Source organism: Nocardiopsis dassonvillei, from assembly GCF_964273065.1.
In the GTDB taxonomy this organism is placed as follows: Bacteria; Actinomycetota; Actinomycetes; order Streptosporangiales; family Streptosporangiaceae; genus Nocardiopsis; species Nocardiopsis dassonvillei_B.
In genome coordinates this window covers 2,661,808-2,685,855 of sequence record NZ_OZ186815.1, presented here as the reverse complement: position 1 = coordinate 2,685,855, position 24,048 = coordinate 2,661,808, and the positions used below count along the sequence as shown (strand labels likewise).

The window sequence follows — 24,048 nt, the reverse complement described above, 5'->3', positions numbered from 1 at the left end:
ACCTCCAGGGTGTGCACGACGAACCGGTATGTTCCCGGCTTTCAGAACCGGTAGACGCCTCCGTCGGCAACGATGTCCTTGGACAGCCGCCGCTCCAGGTAGAGGCCTTCCAGTGCGAACTCGACCACGGCGGCGGCCAGGCCGGGGGAGACCGGGCCGTCCTCCTCCTCGGGTGCGGCGGCCGCGACCATCGCCGCCAGCCCGGGCACCGGCCCGACCCGGCGCAGCAGCTCGTCGGCGCCCACCAGGTCGCCGCTCTCCACCGTGCCCCCCGCGGCGAACCGGTCGGCCAGCGGGGCCAGGTCGGCGGCGCCCAGCCGGGCGCGGAAGGTGTCGGCGACGGCGCGGCGCAGCAGCCCCAGCAGGACGGCCTCCCCGTCCTCCTCGTACCCCATCGCGAACTCGACCTTGCCCAACAGGGAGGGCACGGCGGCGGGCAGGTCGCACACCCGGGCCACCGGCACCCCCTCCCCGGCCAGCGCGGACCGGCGCAGGGCCGAGGCGGCCACCGTCTCCACCGCCGCCACCGCGAAACGCACCGACACCCCCGAGCGGGGGTCCGCCTTCTTGGAGGCGCGGGTCAGCCGGGTGAACCGGGCGACGGCCTCCCACAGGTGCCCGGGGACCAGGGTGCCCTCCGGCACCGCCGCCTCCTGGCGCAGCACCGCCCGCTCGTCGTCCAGGGTCGGCGGGTAGTGGGTGCGCACCTGGGCGCCGAACCGGTCCTTGAGCGGGGTGACGATCCTGCCCCTGTCGGTGTAGTCGTCGGGGTTGGCGCTGGCCAGCAGCAGCAGGTCCAGCGGCAGGCGCAGGGCGTAACCGCGGATCTGCAGGTCGCGCTCCTCCAGCACGTTGAACAGCGCGACCTGGGCGCGCGCGGGCAGGTCGGGCAGCTCGTTGACGCAGAACACGCCCCGGTTGGCGCGCGGGACCAGGCCGTAGTGGACGGTCTCGGGATCGCCCAGGGAGCGGCCCTGCGCCAGCCGGGCCGGGTCGATGTCGCCGATGAGCTCGGCGGTGCCGGTGTCGGGGGTGGCGAGCTTCTCCCCGTAGCGTTCACCGCGGTGGCGCCACACCACCGGCAGGTCGCCGCCCTCCTCGGCGGACCGGCGCAGGCAGGACGGGCACACCGGGGCGTAGGGGTGATCGTTCACGGAACATCCGGCGACCGCGGGCGACCACTCGTCCAACAGGTCGGCGACGGCCCGCAGGAGCCGGCTCTTGCCCTGGCCGCGCTCGCCGAGCAGCACCACGTCGTGCCCGGCCAGCAGGGCCCGCTCCAGGGCGGGCAGCACCGTGGCGTCGAACCCGTGCATGCCGGGGAAGCGGGGCAGCCCGCAGGCCATGCGGGACAGCAGGTTCGCGCGGACCTCGGCGGCGACGGTGCGGTGCTCGTGGCCGGAGGCCCGCAGTCCGGACAGCGTCCGGGGCAGGGCGGGGGGCGGCGGAGGTGTCACCCTCCAGAACCTATCGCCCGGGGCGGCCGATGGTGGCCGGGACCGGTCCCGGCCGGGCCCCGCGCCCGGCCCGGGGTGGGACAATGACAGAGGGTGGCACCCGCGCTCGGCGGGTCCGGTGACGAGGAGGAGTCCAGCCGGTGGCGCGGTTCGGCGATGCACTGACGACCGGGGCGGACCTGGTGAACGCGGCCGAGCGCGCCGCGCTCACCGCCCTGGCCCGCCTCGACGGCCCGGCGGACCTGGTGTGCTTCTTCATCTGCGGCTCCGACACCGAGGAGGTCTCCCTGGCCGGGGCCCGGGTGATGGAGCTGGCGGGCGACGCGGCCACCCTGGGGTGCAGCGGCACCGGTGTCATCGGCGGCGGCCGGTCGGTGGAGGGCCAGGGCTCGGTCAGCGTGTGGTGCGCCCGGCTGCCGGGGGTTGAGATCACCCCGTTCCGGCTGGACACGGTGGTGGAGGGCGAGCGGCTCACCGTGGTGGGCATGCGCGAGCCCGGGCCGCGCGACCGCGCCGCCCTGCTGCTGGTCAACCCCTACGAGTTCCCCGCGCGGGAGTTCGTGCGCGAGTCCACCCGGGCGCTGGGCGGGCTGCCGCTGGTGGGCGGGATGGCCGACGGGATGCTGGGCGAGGGCTCGGTCCGGCTGTTCTGCGACGGGTCGGTGGCCGAGAACGGCGCGGTGGGCGTGCTCATCGGCGGCGAGGGCGTGCTGGGCGCCGTGGTGAGCCAGGGCTGCCGCCCGATCGGACCGGCGATGACGGTGACCGGTTCGCGGGACAACGTGGTCAAGGAGCTGGCCGGGGTATCCGCCTACACCCGCCTGGAGGAGCTGCTGGAGACGCTCCCCGAGGAGGACCGGGAGATGGCGGCGCAGGGCCTGTACCTGGGCATCGCCATGGACGAGTACGCCGACCACCACGAGCAGGGCGACTTCCTCATCCGCTCGCTGACCGGCGCCGACGCCGAGGCGGGGACGCTGGTCGTCGACGAGTCGGTCGAGGTGGGGCAGACGGTCCGCTTCCAGGTGCGCGACGCCGGGACCGCGGACGAGGACCTGGCCCGGCGGCTGGCCGACTTCGGCGAGCGCCACCGGGTGGGGGCGGGCCTGCTGTTCTCCTGCAACGGGCGGGGCGCGGCCCTGTTCCCGCACGCGGACCACGACGTGCTGGCGGTCCGTCGGGTTCTGGGAGCCGAGGCGGTCGCGGGGTTCTTCGCGGCGGGCGAGATCGGCCCGGTCGGCGGGGTCAACCACCTGCACGCGTTCACGGCCTGCCTGCTGGCCTTCACCTGAGCGGACGCCGTCCTCCACGCGGCGAGCCGGACCTTTACCTGCGCACCACCGACACTCGACGCGCGCTGCTTGAGCCCGCACGCCTCCATGCCCCTTACTGAGAGTGCGTTATCTGCGCACTCTGTGTGATCAAAGGGAAAGGTCCATCATGACCGGAAGGTGTGCGTCCATCACGAACCGCATGCGCGGCAGACGCTGGGCGGTGGTGGGGGCCCTGGTCCTGCTGATCCCGGTCGGACCCCGGCCCGCCTTCGCGGAGGCCGGCTGGCTCCCCCAGGACCTGGAGTCTGCAGACCGCATCGGCCTGGTCCTGGACTCGGGGGCGCTGCGGCTGGAGGAGGGGGCCGCACCCGGGGCCTCGCTGCGCCGGGAGAACGGAGCCCGGGCCACCGGCCTGGCGACCTTCCCCGAGCAGTCCCTGGAGCGGCCCACCGACACCGTCGACGTACGCGTCGGCTCCTCCGGAGACCCCGAGGACGTGCTGGCCGAGGTGCGCGGCGTGCGCGCCGACGGCATGTGGACCGAGTGGCACCCCGCCCCCGGGGGCGGCGGCCGCATCGCCCTGTCCGCCGACGTCTCCCGGGTGCAGCTGCGGGTGGCCGTCGAGGGCTCCGAGACCTCCGTCACCGGCCTGGGCGTGCGCCCGCTGGAGGGCACCGGCGACCTCCCGGTCACCGGCCTGCCCGACGACCCCGGGACCGAACCCGGGACGCGGCCCGAGGGCGGCGGGGGCGGCGAGGACCCCGGGGACGACGGCGGCGACCCGCCCGGGGGCGAGGCCGACCACGACGCCGAGCCGTCCGGGGACGGGACCGGCCGCGGCGACGACATCCCCGAGCGCCCCTTCTCGGCGCGCCTGTTCGCCACCCGCATCGGCCTGGTGGGGGAGACCACCGCCAACGGGCACACCATCCGCCAGAACGACCACTTCGTCGCCCTGCCCTCCCGGCGCGGCCTGGCCGCCCGGGGCGGCGGCGAATACACCGTCCGGGTGTGCAGCACCGGTGCCCTGGGACCGGACGGCAAGGGCGACACCGAGGGCCACGAGCCCCGCTGCGCCTACCTCCCCGTCTGGGACGTGGGCCCCTGGAACATCACCGACGACCACTGGAACGCCGAGCGCCAGTCCTGGCGCGACCTCGACCGGGGCCGCCCCCAGGCCCAGGCCGCCTACGCCGAGGGCCACAACGGCGGCCTGGACGGGTTCGGCCGCCGGGTCCGCAACCCCGCCGGGATCGACCTGGCCGACGGGGCGTTCAACGGCGGGCTCCGACTGCCCACCAACGGCTGGGTGCAGGTCGACTACCTGTGGACGGGCGAGTACCGCCACCGCATCGAGGTCACCACGGCCACCCGGCGCGACCCGGTCGTGGTGCGCGGCGGGCCGGGCCCGGAGCACCCCGCGATCGGCCTGGCCGCCCACGCGGCGAACATCGACGTCATCTGCCGGGCCGGCGGCGCGTCGGCCACCGGCCCCCGGGGCACCGACGACACCTGGTACCGGATCGGCGAGGACCACTACATCCCGGCCGTGTACGCCGAGGGCGGCGCCGACGCCCCCTCCTGTACCTAGGGTGCGGAACCGTCCCCGGTCCGCACGACCGCGGTCAGGGACAGCCGGTCGTGCAGGGCCCGGCCCGCGGGGGAGGCGGCGCCCAGGCTCTCGACCAGGGTGAAGCACGGTCCGACGCAGGGCAGGGCCTGGGGCAGGCAGAGCACGGCGGCGCGCACCGCGGCCTGCCCGCGGGTGGGGCGGCCGCCGCCGGGGCCGACCACTGCGATGCCCACCATCGCCTTGCCCGGGGTGGCCCCCCGCAGGACCAGGAAGAGCCACTCGTAGAGGAACAGCAGCACGGCCCCGCCGCCCAGCACCAGCCCCGCCCAGAACAGCGCGCCGGCGTACCCGTCGACGGGGACCGCCGTCGCCGGGAGCGCCGCGAGCGCGAGCAGCACCGAGACGGCGGCCGCGGCCAGAACGAGGTCGATGAACCGGGCCGTCGCGCGCAGCGAGAGCGGGGCCGGCACCGCTCCGGGGCCCGGGGCCACGCCGGGGTCGCCCCCCTCCATCCGACGCACCCCCCTCAGCGGCGGGAGAGCACGACGACGGTCCCGGACACGCGGTCGTGCAGGGCCCGGCGCTCCTCGCCCAGCGCCGCCATGCTCTCCATGAGGCTCAGCAGGTGGCCCACGCACGGCAGGGACTGGGGCAGGCAGAAGAAGGCCGCCCGGCCCATGGCCCGGCCCTGGGTGAGGCGGCCGCCGTCCGGCCGGGTCACCTTCAGGCCGAGCATCATCTTGCCCAGGGTGGCGCCCCAGGTGACCAGGAACAGCCAGTCGTAGAAGAACAGCAGCAGGCCCCAGCCGAAGAAGAACAGCCACGCCCACACCTCGCCCTGGGCGTCGGACGTCTCCGCGCCCCCGGTGAGGAGCACGATGACGAACGCCATCAGGATGAAGAACGCCGTGGCCGCGACCAGTGCCAGGACGTAGTCGACGAGCCGGGCCGCCAGGCGGCGGCCGAACGTGGCCGGTACGGGCCCCGCGGGCTCGGGCGGCGGCACCGGCGCACCCCAGCCCGCCTGCGGGAGCGGAGGGGGCGGAGGGGGCGGGCTCGCCGGACCCCAGGCGCCCTGGGGAGGACGGCCGCCGTGACCGGGGTCCTGCGGGTTCCAGTAAGGCGAGGACATCGGGCCCTTTCGGTGGTCGGGGGGCGGCGCCCGTCGGCCGCCCTCAGAGGTTACGACGCACCCGGCCTTCCGTGGGATGCCTCCGGTGTACCGGTTCCTCCCGACACATGCGGTGAGGGGCGGCCGCAGCCGCCCCTCACCGCAACGACCCCCTCGGGGGCCGCCCTACATTCCGCTGTAGGGCACCGCCTCGATGATCTCGACTCCGAGGCTCTTGCCGTTGGGCAGCTGGTAGCTGACCTTCTCACCGACGGCCTTGCCGTTGATCGCCGAGCCGAGCGGCGAGCGCGGGGAGTACACGTCGATCGGGGACCCGCTCTCCTCACGGGAGGCGAGCAGGAAGGTGACCTCCTCGTCGTCGCCGTCGAACATGACGGTGACGGTCATGCCGGGGCCGACCACCCCCTCGGTCCGGGGCGCCTCGCCGACCCGCGCGGTGCGCAGGATCTCGGTGAGCTGGAGGATGCGGGCCTCCATCTTGCCCTGCTCCTCCTTGGCGGCGTGGTAGCCGCCGTTCTCCTTGAGGTCGCCCTCCTCGCGGGCCGCTTCGATCTTCTCCGCGATCTCGATGCGCCCGCTCCCCGTCAGGTGGTCCAGCTCGGCCTTGAGCCGGTCGTACGCCTCCTGGGTGAGCCAGGTGACGTTGTCATCGCGGGTCTGGGTCACGGGAACTCCTTGTGTACTAGTAGCAAAGGCCACCAGGCGGCCAGAGCTGAACTTACGAGAATATCACCGTGTGTCATGGGACACGGTTCCCGAACGTCCGGCTCCGTCACCGGGACCGGCGGGGAAAGGGGTTCGGCGGTGTCAGTCCTGCGAACCTTGTTCCCTGCACGAGGCCACTTCTACCGTTGAAGCCTGACGAACCGTTTCAACGGTCGTGGAGACCATGCGGTTCCCGGCCTCCGTCGTGACGGTCCTCTGGCCGACCTCCACCAGGCGTTCGTCCAGCGCGCGGATCAGGCACACGGCCCCGTCGCGGCTGTTCACCTCGTAGCTGATGGTCGCCTCGGTGGACGACGGCGCCGACGAGGTGATCACCTGGTGGTACACGCCCCCGCCCAGCCCGGAGTAGCTCATGACCGCGTAGCCCCACCCGGCGGCGCACAGCACGGCGAACAGCGCCGCGATCACGAAGAAGACCGGGCCGTTGCCGTGGCGTTTGCGCAGGGCGGGTGCTGTCTCCTCGTCGGGGGCGGCCGCGTCGGCGGCCGGCTCGTCGGCGCTCTTCACGGCGTCTTCCTCCGGGGTGGTGGGCATCGGGAATCTCCGTACACGGGGACGGTGTTGTCTAAGATATCCCCGACCTGACAGACCCCCCGCGCGGCCCGCACCAAGTCGTCGACGTGCCGTGACCAGGGGTGCCGGACGGTACGCCCCTGCGTCCGTCGACCGAGTCAAGGAGAACCCTTCGTTGTCCGAGCGCCTGCGGCTCATGGCCGTTCATGCCCACCCCGATGACGAGTCGAGCAAAGGCGCGGCCACCATGGCGCGCTACGTCGCCGAAGGAGCGGAAGTGCTGGTCGTCACCATGACCGGTGGCGAACGCGGCGACATCCTCAACCCCGCGATGGAGCGGCCCGACGTCCGCGAGAACATCGCGGAGGTGCGCCGACGCGAGATGGACCGGGCCCGCGAGATCCTCGGCATCCGCCAGGAGTTCGCCGGCTTCGTCGACTCGGGCCTGCCCGAGGGCGACCCGCTCCCGCCGCTGCCCGAGGGCTGCTTCGCCCTCACCCCGGTGGAGGAGGCCGCCGCACCCCTGGTGGAGTCCATCCGCCGCTTCCGCCCGCACGTGATCCTCACGTACGACGAGAACGGCGGCTACCCGCACCCCGACCACATCATGACCCACAAGGTGTCGATGCACGCCTTCGACACGGCGGGCGACCCGGACGCCTATCCGGGCGCCGGCGACCCGTGGCAGCCCCTCAAGCTGTACTACTTCGTCTCGTTCCCGCCCGAGCGCTTCGAGGCGATCAGCGTCCTGCTGGCGGAGAAGGGGCTGGAGAACCCCTACAAGGAGTGGATCGACCGCATCAAGGACCGCGGTGACCGGCCCGTGTGGGAGATCACCACGCGGGTGGAGTGCGCCGAGTACTTCGACGTCGCGGAGAAGGCGCTGAAGGCGCACGAGACCCAGGTGGACCCCAACGGGTTCTGGTTCGCGGTGCCCAACGACCTCCTCGCCCAGGCCTGGCCGACCGAGGACTACCACCTGGTGCGGTCGCTGGTGGACACCGAGGTCCCGGAGACGGACCTCTTCGCGGGTGTCCGGGACACAGTGGGAGTATGAGCCTATGAACACCCTTCTCGTGTCCACCGCCGCGAGCGCCGACACGTTCACCCTGGACAAGTACACGGTCACCCCGGGCGTCCTGGGCTTCCTCGTCATCTTCGCCATCGGCGTGGCCCTGTACCTGCTCATGCGCAGTATGACCGGAAAGCTCAAGGCGGTGCGCGGCGAGCGCACGATCGACGAGCCGGTCGACGTCGCGGCCGCCCCGGCCCTGGTCGAGGCCGACGGCGAGAAGGGCGAGAAGAAGGACTCCTAGGGCGCTCCACGCGGACGCCCGCGGTCGGCCCGGCGCCGGGCCGACCGGTCCCCGCCGCACGCGGCCCGGTCGGTGCATCCGGCCGGGCCCGCCTACGATGGGGTCCATGCCGCCCGAGCCCTCCCCGTCGCTGCGCGACCGGGTCTACACCGAGCTCAGGTCCCGGATCATGGATCTGCGCCTGCTTCCGGGACACCGCGTCACCGAACGCGAGACGGCCGCCGAGCTGGGCGTCTCCCGGGTGCCCCTGCGCGAGGCCCTGCGGCTGCTGGAGGCCGAGGGGCTCGTCGTCCTGGTCCCGCGCCAGGGGGCCATGGTGGCCGGCTGGTCGCGCGAGGACATCGTCCACCTCTTCGAGGTGCGCGAGGAGCTGGAGCCGCTGGCCGCGCGCCTGGCCGCCGCCCGGCGCGACGAGGACGACCTGCGGCTGATGCGGGGCCTGCTCGACGAGGCGGCCCGGGCCCTGGCGGCGGGCGACGAGTCCGCCACCGCCGCCGCCAACGCGGGGTTCCACCGCGCCGTGCTGGGGGCCTGCGGCAACCCGCTGCTCCAGGAGATGATGGCGCCGCTGGAGGCCCGCGTGCAGTGGCTCTTCCACCTCACCCGGCACCGCGACACCCGTGAGCAGCGCGAGGAGCACGTCCGGGTGCTCGAACTGATCGAGCGCCGGGACGCCGAGGGGGCCGCGGCCCTGTACCGCGCCCACGTCGCCGCCGGGCTGGAACCGACGCTGGCCGTGGCGGAGACCTGGGAGCACTTCGACCCGGTCGACGTCACCCGCGGCCGCAACCGCAGGTAGCCCGCGCCGCCGCCCGGGAGGTGCCCCCGCCGGGCGGGCCCGGGTGGCAGAGTGGGGGTATGTCCAACCGCCTGCGCGACGCGACCAGCCCGTACCTGCTCCAGCACGCCGACAACCCCGTCGAATGGTGGCCCTGGGGGGAGGAGGCCTTCGCCGAGGCGCGCCGCCGCGACGTGCCCGTCCTGATCTCCGTCGGCTACGCGGCCTGCCACTGGTGCCACGTCATGGCCCACGAGTCCTTCGAGGACGCGGCGACCGCCGCCCGCATGAACGACCTCTTCGTCAACGTCAAGGTGGACCGAGAGGAGCGCCCCGACGTCGACGCCGTCTACATGGAGGCCACCCAGGCCATGACCGGCCAGGGCGGGTGGCCGATGACGGTGTTCGCCACCCCCGACGGCGCCCCCTTCTACTGCGGCACCTACTTCCCGCGCGACCACTTCCAGCGGCTGCTGGAGGGCGTCTCCCAGGCCTGGCGGACCAGGCGCGGCGAACTCCTCGACCAGGGGCGCCGGGTCGTGGAGGCCCTGGGCGCGCCCCGCACCCTGCCCGACGCGCCCCCGCCGGACGCGGCCCTGCTCGACCTGGCGGTGCGGGCGCTGGTGCGCGACTACGACACGACGGCGGGCGGGTTCGGCGACGCGCCCAAGTTCCCGCCGTCGATGCTGCTGTCCTTCCTGACCGCGCACGACGAGCGCACCCGCCCCCTCCAGAGCTCCGACGAGCCCACCCCCTCCTGGCTGATGGCGCTGGGTACCGCCGACGCCATGGCCCGGGGCGGCATCTACGACCAGCTCGGCGGCGGGTTCGCCCGCTACTCGGTCGACCGGGAGTGGGTGGTGCCGCACTTCGAGAAGATGCTCTACGACAACGCCCTGCTGCTGCGCGCCTACGCCCGGATGGCACGCCGCCCGGCCGAGCCCGGCCCGGCCGGCGAGGCGTCCGCGGCGCTGCTGCGCCGGATCGCCGAGGAGACCGCCGACTGGATGCTGCGCGACCTGCGCACCCCCGAGGGGGGCTTCGCCTCCGCGCTGGACGCCGACAGCGACGGGGAGGAGGGCACCTACTACGTGTGGACCCCCGGGCAGCTGCGCGGGGTGCTGGGCGAGGAGGACGCCGCCTTCGCGGCCGAGGTGTTCGGGGTGACGGAGGAGGGCACCTTCGAGCACGGCTCCTCGGTGCTGCGCCTGCCGTCCAGTCCGGCCGACACCTGGAGGTACGAGCGGGTCAGGGCCGCCCTGCTGGCCGCCCGGGAGGAGCGCACGCCCCCGGCCCGCGACGACAAGGTGGTGGCCGCGTGGAACGGGCTGGCCGTGGCGGGCCTGGCCGAGGCCGGGATCCTGCTGGAGCGGCCCGAGCTGGTGGACGCCGCCCGGGAGGCCGCCGAGCTGCTGCTCTCGGTGCACCTGCGCGACGGGCGGCTGGTGCGCACCTCCCGCCACGGGGCGGCCGGGGGGAGCCCCGGGGTGCTGGAGGACTACGCCGACGTCGCCGAGGGGCTGATCGCCCTGCACGGCGCCACCGGGGAGGCCCGCTACGCCCACGTCGCGGGGGAGCTGCTGGAGGTGGTGCTGGAGCGCTTCACCGACGGGGAGGGCGGCTTCTACGACACCGCCGACGACGCCGAGAAGCTGTTCAACCGGCCCCAGGACCCCACCGACAACGCCGTGCCCTCGGGCCGCTCCGCGGCCGCCGGGGCGCTGCTGTCCTACGCGGCGCTCACCGGTTCGCGCCGCCACCGCGAGGCCGCAGAGCGGGCGCTGGTCCCGGTGGGCCTGCTGGCGGAGAAGGCGCCCCGGTTCGCCGGGTGGGGACTGGCGGCCGGCGAGGCGCTGCTGGCCGGCCCGCTGGAGGTGGCGGTCGTGGGCGACCCCGCGGACCCGGCCACCCTGGAACTGGTGCGCACCGCGCTGGTCCACGCCCCGATCGGCACCGTGCTCTCGCGCGGTGACGGTCTCGACGACGGGGGTGTGCCGCTGCTGCGCGACCGGGTCCGGGTGGGCGGGCGGCCCACGGCGTACGTGTGCGAGGGGTTCGTGTGCCGCCTCCCCGTCACGTCGCCGGAGGACCTCCGCGACCTCCTCACCCGGAGGGGATGAGGCGGGAGCGGGCCCGCGGCCGGATCAGCCCAGGACCGTGTGGTCGATGATCTCGTTCACCAGGTCGGGCCGGTAGTCCGGCTGGCGGACCTCCAGGTACAGCGTGGCGGGTTCCCCGGGCCGGTGTACGGCGGCGCTGGTGAAGGCCCCGGTGCCGTTGCACTCGGGCCAGTCCCACGCCGTGCCCTCCCAGCCCCCGGTGTGGACCTCGCGGCGCGCGGGGTCCCCCGGGCAGGGGTCGACTTCGGCGACCCGCGCCAGGTCGCGGGCGCCGGGCACCACGGTCGCGTACACCCCGTAGGACGGGATTTCGGTGGAGTGCCAGTCGTCGGCGTCGGTGGCCACCAGCAGCCCGGGCCCGGCCCCGGCGTCGGCCGCGGCGGGCCGCGCGGCCAGGTCGGTGTGGAACTCCCGCGCCCACACCGAGGGCACGTCCATGCGGATGTCCTGGCCGGCGTGGCGCACCGTGGTCAGCGCCAGGCCCGGTGCGCCGACCGAGGCGGTGAGCACACCCGCCCCCAGCACGGACACGGCCACCATGGCGGCGGCCCGCCGCCACGGCATCCGGTACCTCTGCCACCACGGGTCGGCCCTGGGCAGGTCGGGCGCCATACGGATGGAGCGGACCCGGTCGGTGAAGGTCTTGGCGTCGGCCGGGCGGCTCTCCCGGTCGACGGACAGCGCCGACAGGATGAGCTCGTCCAGTTCCCGCGGCAGTCCTGGCCGGATGCGGCCAGGCGGGACGCGCACCGGCGGGCGCGAGGGCGGCTTGCCGGTGATCAGCTCGTAGGCGACGGCGCCCAGCGAGTACACGTCCGAGCGCACGTCCAGGTCGCCGCCGGGGATGCTCTGCTCCGGCGACATGTAGCCGGGCGTCCCGGCCGCGGCGGTGAACCCCGACGCCTCGTCGATGGCCTTGGCGAAGCCCAGGTCGGCGACGAGCACCCGCTGGCCCACCGGGGAGGACTGGAGCAGAACGTTGGAGGGCTTGATGTCCCGGTGGATGGTGCCGTGGTTGTGCAGCACGGTGATGCCCTGGCCGATCTCGGTCAGCAGCCGCAGCGCCTCGTCCAGCGGCAGCGGCCCCCGGCGGATGAGATCCGCCACGCTGCCCTGGTCGGCGTAGGTCATCACCATGTACGGGCGGCCGTCGGGGAGGACGTCCACGTCGTGGACCGCGACCAGCCAGGTGGAGTCGGTCTGGCGCAGGATGCGCGCCTCCTCCAGGAACCGGTGCTGGATGTCCATCTGGTGCGCCCAGTTCTCGGCGAGTACCTTGATGGCGACCGGGTAGTTCAGCAGGTCGTCCTGGGCGAGCCAGACGGTGGCGAAGGAGCCCGACCCCAGGCGCCGGATGACGCGGTAACGGCCGAAGGCCTCGGGTTGGCTCATTTCCGCCTCGGTCTGTCAGGGGTGGATACGCGGTCGTTGCCCACTAATACACCATCTACACCTTCGCGTTGACTCTTGCGGATATGATCCCCTCTCCGGGTAGCGCGGACCCCGCCGGGGGATGGAAACTGGTGGGAACCCCCGCGGGCCGCCGATGCCCTGTAACGGCCGGGCGGAATACGAAACCGCGTCGACCACGGACCCCGTTCGCGGGAGGACCGGGAGGAAGGAACGAGGCGGAGCCGTTGGGGCCCCGTGGACGTCCTATTGACGTGTGGCCCTCCGATCGTGGGCGCACAGCGCCGAACAGCGGACGGCCGGACGTCTGCCGTCAGTCAGGGAGAGACCAGCCATGCGCAGTAGTCACCACACCGAGCACGAGGAGACCCCCGCGCCCCGTCGCCGGGTCGCGAGCAACGTCGACGAGGAGCTGGAGGAGCTCGCCCGCAGGTCCAGGGACGGCGACCCCGTCGCGCTGGACGCACTGCTCCGGCGGATCCAGCCCGAGGTGCTGCGCCGGTGCGCGCGCTTCCTGCCCTACCGGCAGGACGCCGAGGAGGCGTGCCAGGACGCCCTGCTCAGGGTGGCCCGCAAGATCGACAGCTTCAAGGGCGACTCCCTGTTCACGACGTGGCTGTACACCGTCGTGTCCAACTCCGCCCGCCAGACCTACCGCTCCATGAAGCGCCGCGCCGCCGAGTTCCCCACCGAGGCCGAGCGCATGCCCCACCAGCGCGACCCGCGCACCACCAGTGTGATCGCCGGATCCCGGATCGACCTGCTGGAGGCCCTCGACCAGTTGGAGAAGGACCGCCCCAACCTCGTGGCCCCCCTGGTCCTGCGCGACCTGTGCCAGATGGACTACAACGAGATCGCCTCGGAGCTGAACCTGGCCCTGGGCACGGTGAAGTCCCGTATCCACCAGGGGCGCAAGCACGTGCGCAAGTCCCTGGCCGTAACGTGACCCCCTGCGGCGAACTACTCTGGACGGTATCCCCGTCGGCATCTCCTGGCACAGGAGCGTGCTGTCCTTGATCCAGCTCTGAGAGGTTTTCGCCCATGGGGCTTCGCGACCCCTTGTACTGGCTCTACGAGCGGCGTCTGGAACGTCAGCTGCAGGGCCGGCAGATTCCCCGCCATGTCGGTGTAGCCATGGACGGCAACCGCCGGTGGGCGAAGAACAGCGGTCTGGCGGAGGCGGCGGAGGGCCACCGGGCCGGAGCGGACAAGATCTTCGAGCTGCTGCGCTGGTGCGACGAGATCGGTGTGCAGGTCGTCACGCTCTGGATGCTGTCCACCGACAACCTTTCGCGCGACGAGGCCGAACTCGGCGCTCTCGTGCAGATCATCGAGGAGACCATCGCCCGGCTGCGCGAGGAGGGGTGGAACACCCGGCCCGTCGGGGCACTCGACGTGCTGCCCGCGTCGACCGCCAGCGCCCTGAAGGAGGCGGAGGAGGCCACATCCGGTAACCCGGGGCTGGTTGTCAACGTCGCCGTCGGGTATGGAGGTAGACGTGAGATCGCCGACGCGGTTCGGTCGCTCCTCCACGAGGAGGCGGCCAAGGGCACCGGTATCCAGGAACTCGCCGAGCGCCTGGACATCGCCGACATCGCCCGGCACCTCTACACGCGCGGCCAGCCCGACCCGGACCTGCTCATCCGCACGTCCGGGGAGCAGCGCCTGTCCGGCTTCATGCTGTGGCAGAGCGTGCACTCGGAGTTCTACTTCTGCGAGGTCTTCTGGCCTGCTTTCCGCAGGGTGGACTTCCTGCGCGCATTGCGCTCGTACGGCGCGCGCAACCGTCGCTACGGTTCCTGAACCCCCGGTCCCGCCACGGAGTCACCCCTTAACGCGGTGTTCACCCCACCGGCCGGAAACGGACTGGAAAACGGGTTCTCGGACGCGTAGCTTCGGAAGAAGCGGGTGGCGTTCGCCCACCCGTTCGGGAGGCCCCGGCTCATTGATCCCCTCCGCCACCGCGGAACGTCAACGAGGAGGGCCGGACCCGGCCCTGTGGGGCCTGGTCCCGGTCCTCCATGATCCCGTGACAGTGGGGCGCCCGTGCGGCGCCCAAGGGGAGAACGAGTGGCTAGTTCCTCGACCGATCGCCGTGACACCCAGCCCCCCACCGCCGCCCTCGCGGAGGCGGAAGCGGACCGGCGCGTCTACGTGCTCGACACCAGCGTCCTGCTCGCCGACCCGCTGGCCCTGACCCGGTTCGCCGAGCACGAGGTGGTCATCCCCGTGGTGGTGATCACCGAGCTGGAGAGCAAGCGGCACCACCCGGAACTCGGGTACTTCGCCCGCAACGCTCTGCGCTTCCTGGACGACCTGCGGGTCGCCAACGGCCGCCTGGATCTCCCGGTGCCCGTCAACGACCTGGGCGGCACCCTGCGGGTCGAGCTCAACCACAGCGATCCGGACATCCTCCCGGCCGGTTTCCGACTGGGGGACAACGACACCCGGATCCTGACCGTCGCGCGCAACCTCCAAGAGGACGGCGGCGAGGTCGTGCTGGTGAGCAAGGACCTGCCGATGCGCATCAAGGCCTCCTCGATCGGCCTGGCGGCCGACGAGTACCGGGCCGAGCTGGCGATCGAGCACGGCTGGACGGGCATGGCCGAGCTGGACGTGGCCGCCCACCAGGTCTCGGAGCTGTTCGAGCACGGTGCCACCGACATCGAGGCCGCGCGCGAGCTCCCCTGCCACACCGGACTGGTGCTGGTCTCCGAACGCGGGAAGGCGCTGGGGCGGGTCCGCCCGGACAAGTCGGTGCGCCTGGTGCGCGGCGACCGCGACGTGTTCGGCCTGCACGGCCGCAGCGCCGAGCAGCGCATCGCCCTGGACCTGCTCACCGACCCCGAGGTGGGCATCGTCTCCCTGGGCGGCCGGGCCGGTACGGGCAAGTCGGCGCTGGCACTGTGCGCCGGACTGGAGGCGGTCCTGGAGCGCCGCCAGCACCGCAAGGTGATGGTGTTCCGCCCGCTGTACGCGGTCGGCGGCCAGGAGCTCGGCTACCTGCCCGGTACCGAGAACGACAAGATGACCCCGTGGGGGCAGGCGGTGCACGACACCCTGTCCGCCGTCACCACGGAGGACGTCATCGAGGAGATCGTGGACCGGGGGATGCTGGAGGTCCTGCCGCTCACCCACATCCGCGGCCGGTCGCTGCACGACGCGTTCGTCATCGTGGACGAGGCGCAGTCGCTGGAGCGGGGGGTCCTGCTCACCGTGCTGTCCCGGCTGGGGGAGAACTCGCGGGTGGTCCTCACCCACGACATCGCCCAGCGCGACAACCTGCGGGTCGGCCGCCACGACGGTGTCGTCGCGGTGATCGAGAAGCTCAAGGGCCACCCGCTGTTCGCGCACATCACGCTGACCCGGTCGGAGCGGTCCCCGATCGCGGCACTGGTCACGGAGATGCTGGAGAACTGACGGAGAAGGAAGAAGGGGTGCCCGCCTCCGGGAGGCGGGCACCCCGCTTCGTGCGCCCCCGCGGGGCGCACGCCGCCGGTCAGCGCATGCCGCCGATGAAGTGACCGAGCCGGCGCACCCGCTCCAGGTTGGCCTCGTAGCGGGCACCGACCAGCAGCAGCAGCGCGCCGATCACCGCGAACGGAACCCAGTTGGGCAGCAGCCGGGTCAGGTCCCACAGCGGCGGGCCGAACGCCCGCAGCGACGCGGCCGCCAGGACCAGGCCGCCGATGACCAGCGCCGCCTGGCTCCGCGCCCGCAGGCCCCACAGGACCACGGCCAGCGCGGCGGCCAGCAGCGCGGGCACCCGCCACGGCGTGTCCTCGCCCGCCAGCACCATCCCCAGGCCGGGCAGGAGCAGCAGGCACAGGCCCGCGGACAGGGACGCCCAGCTCGACGGCGGGCGCTCCGCCCTGCGGCCCCACTCCCAGCCGACGACCAGGGCGGCCAGGGCCGGGAGCGCGGTGTAGGCCTCCGGGACCGTCACGTTCCAGGCGGCCAGGGCGGTCCACAGGGCGCCCAGCATCAGCAGCGCGCCCACCGCCGCGGCCCAGCGGCGCTCCGGCCGGATCGCGGTGGCCAGGGCGATCACACCCACGACCGCCAGTGCCAGGGCGACGATCCCGCCGTGTGCGCCGTACAGCACGGCGACCCCCACGGACACCGCCGCCCACAGCGCGGCCGGGACCTCGGCCGCCTCCACCAGCGGCGAGCGCATCCGGGGCGCCGCCGCGGCCACCCCCGCCACCAGGGCGACGGGCGCCAGCGCCGCGTACTCCGCCGGTGCGCCCAGGGCCAGGGTGAGCGTGAACGCGAACCCGCCGGTCGCCGCGGTGGCCGCGGCGGTCGCCGCCACCGCGGTCGGGACGGTGCGGGCCAGCGCGGCCACCGCCGAGCCCAGAGCCGCCACGGCCAGCAGGACCGCGATGGTCGCGTACCGCTCGGCCAGCGCCCAGCCCAGCGCCTGGACCAGCGTCAGCAGGCCGGTGAGCCCGGGCAGCCAGGCGAAGGCCCGGTCCCGGGACAGCGCCGACCACAGGGCCAGGCCGGAGCCGACACCGACCGACACCGCCAGCGCCACCGCGAAGGGGGCGCCGGCGAGCACCGCCACGGGGACCAGGGCGGGCGGGACCGCCAGCGCGGCCGCGTGCCCGCTCCACCGGTCGGAGACCAGGGCGACCGCGCCGACCGCCACCGCGCCCGCCGCCAGCACGCCCAGGGCGATCAGCGGGTCGGGCCGGTCCCCCAGGCCCAGGAACACGTACGCGGGGTCGAGCAGCGCACCCGGCGAGGCCTGCGCCACCCCGTGGCGCCAGGAGACCGGCACCAGGGCGACGGCCGCCGTCGTCCCCGCCACCAGCGGTGCCGCACCGCCCAGCAGCAGGCCGACCGGGACGAGCGCCCGGATCCCGCCGCCGTCGCCCAGCACCAGCGCCCCGGCCCCCAGCACGACGGGGACCGCCGCGAGCAGCCACCAGGCCGCCGGTCCCGCGCCCCCGGCGGCCGTGCCGGCCAGGCACAGCACCCAGGCGAGCGCGGCCGGGACCCCGGTCCCCAGGGCCACCCCGAAGGCCGTGCCGATTCCGGAGCCCGCGGGCCGGGCCCCCAGGCCCGCGGCGGCCGCGACCGGTCCGGGGACCGGAGCGGGCAGCGGACCGCCGGCGTCCGCCGGGTGCCGGGGGGCGCCCGCCCGGCGGAAGACCAGCGCGCAGCCCAGGGCGGCGGCGGCCGCCGCCAGGACCACGACCAGGGTCGTGTGCCGCTCGGGCAGCGACCACAGCAGCGCCGCGGCCAGGGTGAGCGGACCGGTCAGGCCCGGCACCCACGCCAGGCGGTCGCGGACCAGTGCCGCCGCCAGAGCGAGCAGCACGCCCACCGCGGCCGCCCACACGACCGCGACGACGAACGGCGCACCCAGCATCACCGGCAGCGGCACCAGAGCGGGCGGGGCCACCAGTGCCGCGGCGGGCAGCAGCCAGCGGCGGTCGACGGCGCCGACCAGGGCCACGGCCAGGGCGCCGGCGAGCAGTACCCCCGCCGCCGTGCCCGGGCCGCCCGCGACGGCCGTGCCCAGCACGGCGGCCGCGGGTTCGAGCATCGTCTCCGGTGCCGCGCCCCAGACCGGTACGGAGGCCCCACCGCTCCACAGGACCCCGCCCGGCGGCGCCAGCAGCGGGGCCAGCGGCAGGAGCAGCAGGCCGAACACGGTGAACGCGGTCCGGGCGTCGGGGGAGCCCGGACCGGCCGGGCGGGGGGCGGTCCGGCTCAGCAGCAGCGCGGTCACGCCGCTGATCAGCACCGCGGCGGCGGTCCACCAGCTGCCCCGCTCGGGCATCGCGGCCGCGGCCAGGGCGATCCACGACGAGGACCAGGCCGCCAGCCCCACGGCCCACAGGGCCAGGGCCGCCCCGTACAGGGCCCGGCCCGGCGGCGTCGGGCCTGGGGTGCCGGAAGGTGCGGGGGCACCGGGGGACACGGGGGCGGCGGGTGCCCCGGATCCGGAGGCCCGGTACCGCAGGAGCAGCAGCGCGAGCAGGGCGACCAGGCCGACGCACGGCAGCGCGGCCACGAAGGTCCAGAACAGCGCCGAGGACCACATCAGGGCCGTGACCAGGGTCGCCACCCCGGCCGTGGCGGGCGCCCAGGCGTAGGGGCGGGTGGAGACGAAGGAGGTGCCCAGCACCAGGGCCGCGCCCAGGAGCAGCGCCCACCCGACCACGACCGGGAGCGGCAGGCCCAGCAGCATCGGCGGGGCGAGCAGTACCGGCGGGGCCGCCAGGGCGGCCACCGTCGGCAGCAGGTCGCGGCGCAGCAGCGCGGTCGTGCCGGCGGCCAGCGCCGCGCCGACCACGATCGCCAGCAGGTAGGGCAGGCTCCCGGGCCAGGCCGTGCCCGGCCCCTCGACACCCAGCAGCACGGTCGCGGGGGTGTCGGCGGCGCGCAGGCTCCAGGGGTCCCCGAAGGGGAGGCGGGGCAGCACCGGCAGGTCCCCCGGACCGGCGGCCAGCGGGACCAGGGCCAGGGCCGCGACACCGGGGGCCGCCACCCACCGGCTGCCGGGGGACCGCGACAGCGCCAGCCAGGCCGCGGCGGACAGCAGCAGGGCCAGGGCCAGGCCCCACCACTCCGGCGGGTACGAGCGGGGAACGAGGAACACCAGCAGGGCGGACACCCCGGTGGTGATCACGGTGAGGACCAGGGACAGCACGGTCAGGGTCTGGGGCACTCCCACCCGTCTCCCCCCACCACCCTCAACGGGGCCTGCGGCGCTGTTCTCACTCCAGCGTCTCCCCCCGCCCTCAACGGGGCCTGCGGCGCCGTCCTCTTCCCGGTGCCGGGCGGTGCGCGCCACCGCCAGGTCGGCCAGCCCGGTGGCGGCCAGGACCGCCAGGATCCACGGGAAGGGGTCGTCCACCGGCAGCGCGAAGAGGAGCAGCAGCGGTACCGGCTGGGCGGCCAGGGCGGCGATGACCCGCGGCCCGCGCAGCGGGACCAGCAGCGGGTAGAGCGCCATGAGCGCGGCGATGATCGCCAGCGCCCCGGCCGAGTAGCCGGGCCCGTCGGGCAGGCGGTCGGGCATGAGCAGCCACAGCGCCAGCGCGTCGATGCCCAGCAGGACCGCGGCCAGGGCGCCGAAGGTCTCGGCTGTGGCGCGCAGCCCCCGGCGGTACAGCGGCAGGGCCACCAGGGCGAACGCCGCCGTGGTCGCCCCGAGCACCAGGGCCCGGGCGCCGGTGCCCATGTCGCTCCAGGTCCAGATGGCGAACACCAGGGCGGAGATCCCGATGAGCAGCCCGCCCAGGCCCAGGATGATGTTCTGGGCGGAGCGGCGGCGCATCTCGCCGTCGATCCGGGGCGGAACGGCCGCCGCCGGGGGCGGCGCCGCGGGGGACAGGGGGGCCGCGGGGCGCACGGGCGGGGGAGCGGCGGAGGACACCGCGCCCGCGGGCGCCGCCGCGGCGGCCCGGCGGGAGGCCTCGCGCAGGGCGTGCAGCAGGCCGGAGCGCTCGCTGCGCAGCCGCCGCAGGTGCTCGTCGACCCGGGTGAGCTCGGTGTCCACCTCCCACAGGCGCTGGGCGAGGGGGCCCGTGAGCAGCAGCCCGCACCGCGCGCAGACGGCGGCCCCCGGGGGCAGGGAGGACCGGCAGTCCGGGCAGCGCAGGGGAGGCCCCGCCGCGGGCGGCGGGGATGCTGTGACGTCCATGCCCGCCATCTTGTCCCCGGACCCCGGGTGAGCACATCCGTATCCGTACTCAGATGCGGCGCGTCCGCGGCCGCGGCGGGGACCGCCGCCCTTGGGGACCGTCTCGGCCGACCCCTGACTCTCCGTGTCCCCGTGCAGGTCAGCGGGAGACAGTACGGGAACACCGGGTGATGTGAGTCAAGACACAGTATGTATGGCGTTACGTGGTCGTAATGATGGTGCAGGCTGAATCCGCTGCACAGAGCACCCCCACCGTGCGGACCCGCCGTGCGGACGGAGCGCCATCGCGCCCGTCCCCCTTCCTTCTCCGGCCCGAGGCCGGCGGCGGCGACCCACCGTACGCGCACCGACCCCCGCCCGCCGGGGCGTCCTGTCCGACGCGTGCGGCCGTCTACGCGAAAGGGCGATCTTGCCTCTCCCACGGATGTCACTGCGTCACGCGAGTGCCGCCGGCGCCGCGGTCCTGGTCGCCGCGGGCACCTTCGGTGTCGCGGCCTTCGCCGACACCGGGACCCCCGACCCCCGCGACGCGGCCTCGGCGGCCCTGCCCGCCGGGCCCGAGGAGGTCCCGAGCGCGCAGGAGGACGAAGACTTCTTCCAGACCCCGGCCGAGGCCGACCCGCAGCGCCGGGCACAGGACCTGGAGCAGGCCCGTGAGGCCGCCGAGGAGGCCGGCCGGGAGGCGGTCCGCAGCGGCGGTGCCGAGGGCTCCGACATCCTCCGGGAGCCCGAACCCGAGCCCGTCGGCCCCGAGCCGCAGGGCGGGGGGTCCTCCGGTTCCTCCGCCGCCCCGGTCCCGGCCGGCTCGGCCAAGGAGACCGCGCTGCAGATGGTGGTCGCCGAGGGCTGGCCGGAGAGCGAGTTCCACGACTGCCTCGAACCGCTGTGGCAGAAGGAGAGCAACTGGAACCACCTGGCCCAGAATCCCGGCTCCGGCGCCTACGGGATCCCGCAGTCGCTCCCCGGCGACAAGATGGCGTCCCACGGCTCGGACTGGCGCACCAATCCGGCCACCCAGATCGCCTGGGGCATCGACTACATCAAGGGCCGCTACGGCACCCCGTGCGGCGCCTGGTCCCACTCCCAGGCGAACAACTGGTATTAATAGGGCTTTCCCGCCCCATGACCCCCTCTTGGGAAAGGTAACCGTGTTACTCAACCGCATGTCGCTGCGCAGTACGGCGGCGGTCGGTGCGGCCACCCTCGTCGCAGGTGCGACGTTCGCCGTCTCCGCGTTCGCGGACGAGGGCGTCGACCCGGAGGTGGCGGCGAGCGCCGCCGTCCCGGGCGAGGGAGAGGCCCCCGCCGACGAGACCCCCGAGGACGTGTTCTTCTCGTCCTCCGAGCAGCCGACCGAGGAAGAAATCGAGGCCGCGCGCCAGGAGGCCCGCGCCGAGCGCGACGCCGCCGTGGGCTCCCGGACCCAGTCCTCCGCCTCCGAGGCCCAGGACATCGAGGAGGAGCCGGAGGAACCCGAGGCCCCCGTCTTCACGGGTGACGCCCAGGGGCTCGCCCTCCAGATGGTGGTCGCCGAGGGCTGGCCGGAGAGCGAGTTCACCGACTGCCTCCAGCCGCTGTGGCAGAAGGAGAGCAACTGGAACCACCTGGCCCAGAACCCCAGCTCCGGCGCCTACGGCATCCCCCAGGCCCTGCCCGGTAGCAAGATGGCGTCCCACGGCTCGGACTGGCAGACCAACCCCGCCACCCAGATCGCCTGGGGCATCGACTACATCAAGGGCCGCTACGGCACCCCCTGCGGTGCCTGGGCCCACTCCCAGTCCGTCGGCTGGTACTGATCCCGACGCGCACGACGGCCCCCGGCGATCGCCGGGGGCCGTCGTCGTGTCCGGGGCCGGTCACAGGTGCGGTTCGAACGAGTCCATGACCTCGGCGGGCAGTTCCTCGTAGTAGCTCGCGTCGCCGCGCGGCACGTTCACGGTGACCATGTAGAACACCCTCTGGTCCCCGTGGTCCATGCTGATCGCGTAGGCCCAGAAGCGGCGGGCCGGGCTGGCCCAGGTGTCGTTGGTGAGGTTGGCGCGGACCAGGGCGACGTCCCAGCCGTCCTCGAAGTCGTCCTCCTCGAACTCGTGGAGGTTGAGCTGGAGGTAGTCGGTGGTCACGTCGCCCTCGACGGCGGTGCCGCCCCTGGTCTCCTCCAGGTACTCCGCGCTGCTCCCCGTGAACTCCTCCTCGGTCCATCCGGCGACCCACACCTGGTGGTCGGAACCGGGCGCCAGGAACACGACGAGGCTCTCGTCGATCCGGCTGTCGTCGACCGTCCAGGTCTCGGGGTAGTCCACGTCGAACCACTCCGACTCGAAGGTCTCCAGGTCGTCGTAGGAGGGCGGGCCGTCCGTCTGCTCGTCGCCGTCGCCGTCGCCGTCGCCGTCGCCGTCATCGGGCAGGGCCGAGGGGGTGGGCTCAGCCGGGGCGCTCTGCTCGCTGGGAAGCGTGCCCTCGTCGACGTCCTCGCCCGCCCGGTCGGCGCCGTTGTCGCCGGGGTTCGACAGCAGTATGCCGCTCACCGCGATCACGGCGATGAGCACGAGCGCGACGGCACCGCAGCCCAGGCCGACGAGCACCTTGCTGACGCCGCCGCCCGAGGACGGGGCGGACGCGGGAGGCCGGGGCGGGGCCATGGTGCCGTGCCCGCCGGTGGGGCCTGAGTGCCCCGGGCCGTGGCCGCCGCTGTGCGCGGCGAACGAGGGCTGCGGCTGCGAGGGGCCGTAGGGGGTCGTCGGCCCCGTGGGCGGGAACGGGCGCGCCGGGGTGTGCGGGCCGCCGGGCCCGCCCATGCCCGGCTGCGGGCCGCTGAGGGGGCCGCTGGTCGCCCCCGGGCCGCGCCCGCCCGCCGGGACGGGACCGCTCGGGTGCCCGCCGTGCCCGGGGATGGGGCCGCTGTGGTACCCGCCGCCGTGTCCCGGCAGGGGGCCGCTCGGGTGTCCGGCCACCGGGCCGGGGACGGGACCGCTCGGAAAGCCGCCGCTGGCCGCCGCGACCGGACCGCTGTCCGAGGCCGGACCGGGGCCCGGGACGATCGCGGGGCGGGCCCCGCTGCCGCCGCCAGCCCCGCCGCGTCCGTCCAGCAGTGCCAGCGCCCCGTCCACCGTCAGCCGCCGGTCGGGGTCGCGCTCCAGCAGCCCGGCGATCACCGGGGTGAGGCGGCCCGCCCGCCGCATCGGCGGCAGCGGGGCGCCCAGCACGGCCGCGATGGCCGCGGTGATCGAGTCGCGGCGGAACGGGGAGAGCCCCTCCACCGCGGCGAACAGCGTGACGCCGATGCTCCACAGGTCGCCCCGGTGCTCGGCGGGGCCGCCCTCCAGGCGCTCGGGCGGCATGTACTCCGGGGAGCCGATCAGGGCTCCGGTGCGGGTGATGCTCGGCCCGCCCTCCATCGTGGCGATGCCGAAGTCGGTGAGGATGACCCGCCCGTCGGAGGACATCATGATGTTGCCGGGCTTGATGTCCCGGTGCAGGACACCGGCGGCGTCGGCCGCCTGGACCGCCTTGAGCAGGGCCTCGGCGATGGCGGCGGTGGTGTCCTCGTCCAGGGCGCCGCGCTGTTCGAGCAGGTCCTGGAGGGAGCCGCCCTCGATGAGCTCCATCACGACCCACGGGTCGCCCTCGAAGTCGAACACGTCGTGGATGGTGATGACGGAGGGGTGGGAGATCCGGGCCGCGGAGCGGGCCTCCCGGCGCACCCGGGCGTGGGCGTCGGCGCGCTCCTCGTCGGTGAAGTGGTCGGGCAGGAGCACCTGTTTGATGGCCACCGTGCGGTCCAGGGAGGGGTCGAAGGCCTCCCAGACCACGCCCATGCCACCCCGGCCGAGCTCTCGGCGCAGGATGTAACGGTTCGCGACGATGTGTTCACTGTCGCTGTTGCTCGACATGTACTGCCCTCTCGGACGCGGGCTCTGCTCACGGGTGCTCTGTCAAGAATGTCCGACGCCTACCGCTTGGGGAAGGTTCCTGAACAGAAGGCATCGGAACGGAAGTGTCACCTCCGGCCCCGCCCCGGGGCCCGGACACACGGCGGGGCACCCCGCCGGCCGGGGTGCCCCGTGGGTCGTCGGCGGTCACCGG

At 74.4% G+C, this 24,048-nt stretch carries 19 protein-coding genes; 11 read left to right on the top strand and 8 right to left on the bottom strand.

Features of this window, described 5'->3' with window-relative positions; all coding sequences use genetic code 11:
• Positions 1–41 precede the first annotated feature (41 nt).
• The gene (locus tag ACSUPR_RS11785) at positions 42–1,457 is read right to left on the bottom strand and encodes a sigma 54-interacting transcriptional regulator (RefSeq protein WP_436891241.1); all 1,416 of its coding nucleotides are present in this window, start codon (positions 1,455–1,457) and stop codon (positions 42–44) included.
• Between the two features lie 140 nt (positions 1,458–1,597).
• On the opposite strand from ACSUPR_RS11785, the gene ACSUPR_RS11780 reads away from it, so the two are divergent.
• Positions 1,598–2,749, top strand: coding sequence for an FIST signal transduction protein (locus ACSUPR_RS11780; RefSeq protein WP_436891240.1), 1,152 nt, complete (start codon positions 1,598–1,600; stop codon positions 2,747–2,749).
• A gap of 181 nt (positions 2,750–2,930) precedes the next feature.
• Entirely contained in the window at positions 2,931–4,322 is a 1,392-nt protein-coding gene (locus tag ACSUPR_RS11775; protein ID WP_436891238.1) for a hypothetical protein, read from the top strand.
• On the opposite strand, the gene ACSUPR_RS11770 is transcribed toward ACSUPR_RS11775, so the two are convergent.
• The 4 genes from ACSUPR_RS11770 to ACSUPR_RS11755 form a co-directional block, all read right to left on the bottom strand.
• The gene (locus ACSUPR_RS11770; protein ID WP_436891236.1) at positions 4,319–4,816 is read right to left on the bottom strand and encodes an RDD family protein; all 498 of its coding nucleotides are present in this window, start codon (positions 4,814–4,816) and stop codon (positions 4,319–4,321) included. The genes ACSUPR_RS11775 and ACSUPR_RS11770 overlap by 4 nt on opposite strands.
• Positions 4,817–4,830: 14 nt before the next feature.
• The gene (locus ACSUPR_RS11765) at positions 4,831–5,310 is read right to left on the bottom strand and encodes an RDD family protein (protein WP_436891234.1); all 480 of its coding nucleotides are present in this window, start codon (positions 5,308–5,310) and stop codon (positions 4,831–4,833) included.
• A gap of 291 nt (positions 5,311–5,601) precedes the next feature.
• On the bottom strand, positions 5,602–6,102 hold the full coding sequence (gene greA, locus ACSUPR_RS11760; protein WP_220563246.1) for a transcription elongation factor GreA: 501 nt from the start codon (positions 6,100–6,102) through the stop codon (positions 5,602–5,604).
• Positions 6,103–6,243: 141 nt separating this feature from the next.
• Entirely contained in the window at positions 6,244–6,696 is a 453-nt protein-coding gene (locus tag ACSUPR_RS11755; RefSeq protein WP_436891232.1) for a DUF4307 domain-containing protein, read from the bottom strand.
• A 154-nt stretch (positions 6,697–6,850) separates the two neighbouring features.
• Between ACSUPR_RS11755 and mca the strand changes: the two genes are divergently transcribed.
• From mca to ACSUPR_RS11735, 4 genes are all read left to right on the top strand, one after another.
• Positions 6,851–7,732: a mycothiol conjugate amidase Mca gene (gene mca / locus ACSUPR_RS11750; RefSeq protein ID WP_436891231.1), complete on the top strand. Its 882-nt coding sequence runs from the start codon at positions 6,851–6,853 to the stop codon at positions 7,730–7,732.
• Positions 7,733–7,736: 4 nt separating this feature from the next.
• Positions 7,737–7,991, top strand: coding sequence for a hypothetical protein (locus ACSUPR_RS11745; protein WP_436891230.1), 255 nt, complete (start codon positions 7,737–7,739; stop codon positions 7,989–7,991).
• 106 nt (positions 7,992–8,097) lie between these two features.
• Entirely contained in the window at positions 8,098–8,790 is a 693-nt protein-coding gene (locus tag ACSUPR_RS11740) for a GntR family transcriptional regulator (protein WP_436891228.1), read from the top strand.
• Between the two features lie 59 nt (positions 8,791–8,849).
• Positions 8,850–10,889: a thioredoxin domain-containing protein gene (locus ACSUPR_RS11735; RefSeq protein ID WP_436891226.1), complete on the top strand. Its 2,040-nt coding sequence runs from the start codon at positions 8,850–8,852 to the stop codon at positions 10,887–10,889.
• Between the two features lie 24 nt (positions 10,890–10,913).
• On the opposite strand, the gene ACSUPR_RS11730 is transcribed toward ACSUPR_RS11735, so the two are convergent.
• Complete coding sequence (locus ACSUPR_RS11730) at positions 10,914–12,281, bottom strand: serine/threonine-protein kinase (RefSeq protein ID WP_436891224.1); 1,368 nt, start codon at positions 12,279–12,281, stop codon at positions 10,914–10,916.
• A gap of 352 nt (positions 12,282–12,633) precedes the next feature.
• Between ACSUPR_RS11730 and ACSUPR_RS11725 the strand changes: the two genes are divergently transcribed.
• The 3 genes from ACSUPR_RS11725 to ACSUPR_RS11715 all read left to right on the top strand — a co-directional run bounded on the left by ACSUPR_RS11725 (position 12,634) and on the right by ACSUPR_RS11715 (position 15,719).
• Entirely contained in the window at positions 12,634–13,245 is a 612-nt protein-coding gene (locus ACSUPR_RS11725) for an RNA polymerase sigma factor (protein WP_436891223.1), read from the top strand.
• A gap of 95 nt (positions 13,246–13,340) precedes the next feature.
• Complete coding sequence (locus ACSUPR_RS11720) at positions 13,341–14,102, top strand: isoprenyl transferase (RefSeq protein ID WP_436891221.1); 762 nt, start codon at positions 13,341–13,343, stop codon at positions 14,100–14,102.
• A 267-nt stretch (positions 14,103–14,369) separates the two neighbouring features.
• Positions 14,370–15,719 carry a PhoH family protein gene (locus ACSUPR_RS11715; protein WP_436891220.1) on the top strand — a complete coding sequence of 450 codons (1,350 nt, stop codon included), beginning with the start codon at positions 14,370–14,372 and terminating at the stop codon, positions 15,717–15,719.
• 79 nt (positions 15,720–15,798) lie between these two features.
• On the opposite strand, the gene ACSUPR_RS11710 is transcribed toward ACSUPR_RS11715, so the two are convergent.
• The gene (locus ACSUPR_RS11710) at positions 15,799–19,962 is read right to left on the bottom strand and encodes an SCO7613 C-terminal domain-containing membrane protein (protein WP_436891218.1); all 4,164 of its coding nucleotides are present in this window, start codon (positions 19,960–19,962) and stop codon (positions 15,799–15,801) included.
• A 409-nt stretch (positions 19,963–20,371) separates the two neighbouring features.
• Between ACSUPR_RS11710 and ACSUPR_RS11705 the strand changes: the two genes are divergently transcribed.
• On the top strand, positions 20,372–21,067 hold the full coding sequence (locus ACSUPR_RS11705) for a lytic transglycosylase domain-containing protein (protein WP_436891216.1): 696 nt from the start codon (positions 20,372–20,374) through the stop codon (positions 21,065–21,067).
• Between the two features lie 43 nt (positions 21,068–21,110).
• The gene (locus ACSUPR_RS11700; protein ID WP_436891215.1) at positions 21,111–21,758 is read left to right on the top strand and encodes a lytic transglycosylase domain-containing protein; all 648 of its coding nucleotides are present in this window, start codon (positions 21,111–21,113) and stop codon (positions 21,756–21,758) included.
• Between the two features lie 60 nt (positions 21,759–21,818).
• Here ACSUPR_RS11700 and ACSUPR_RS11695 read toward each other — a convergent pair whose 3' ends face one another.
• Positions 21,819–23,855, bottom strand: coding sequence for a serine/threonine-protein kinase (locus ACSUPR_RS11695; RefSeq protein WP_436891214.1), 2,037 nt, complete (start codon positions 23,853–23,855; stop codon positions 21,819–21,821).
• Positions 23,856–24,048: the final 193 nt, after the last annotated feature.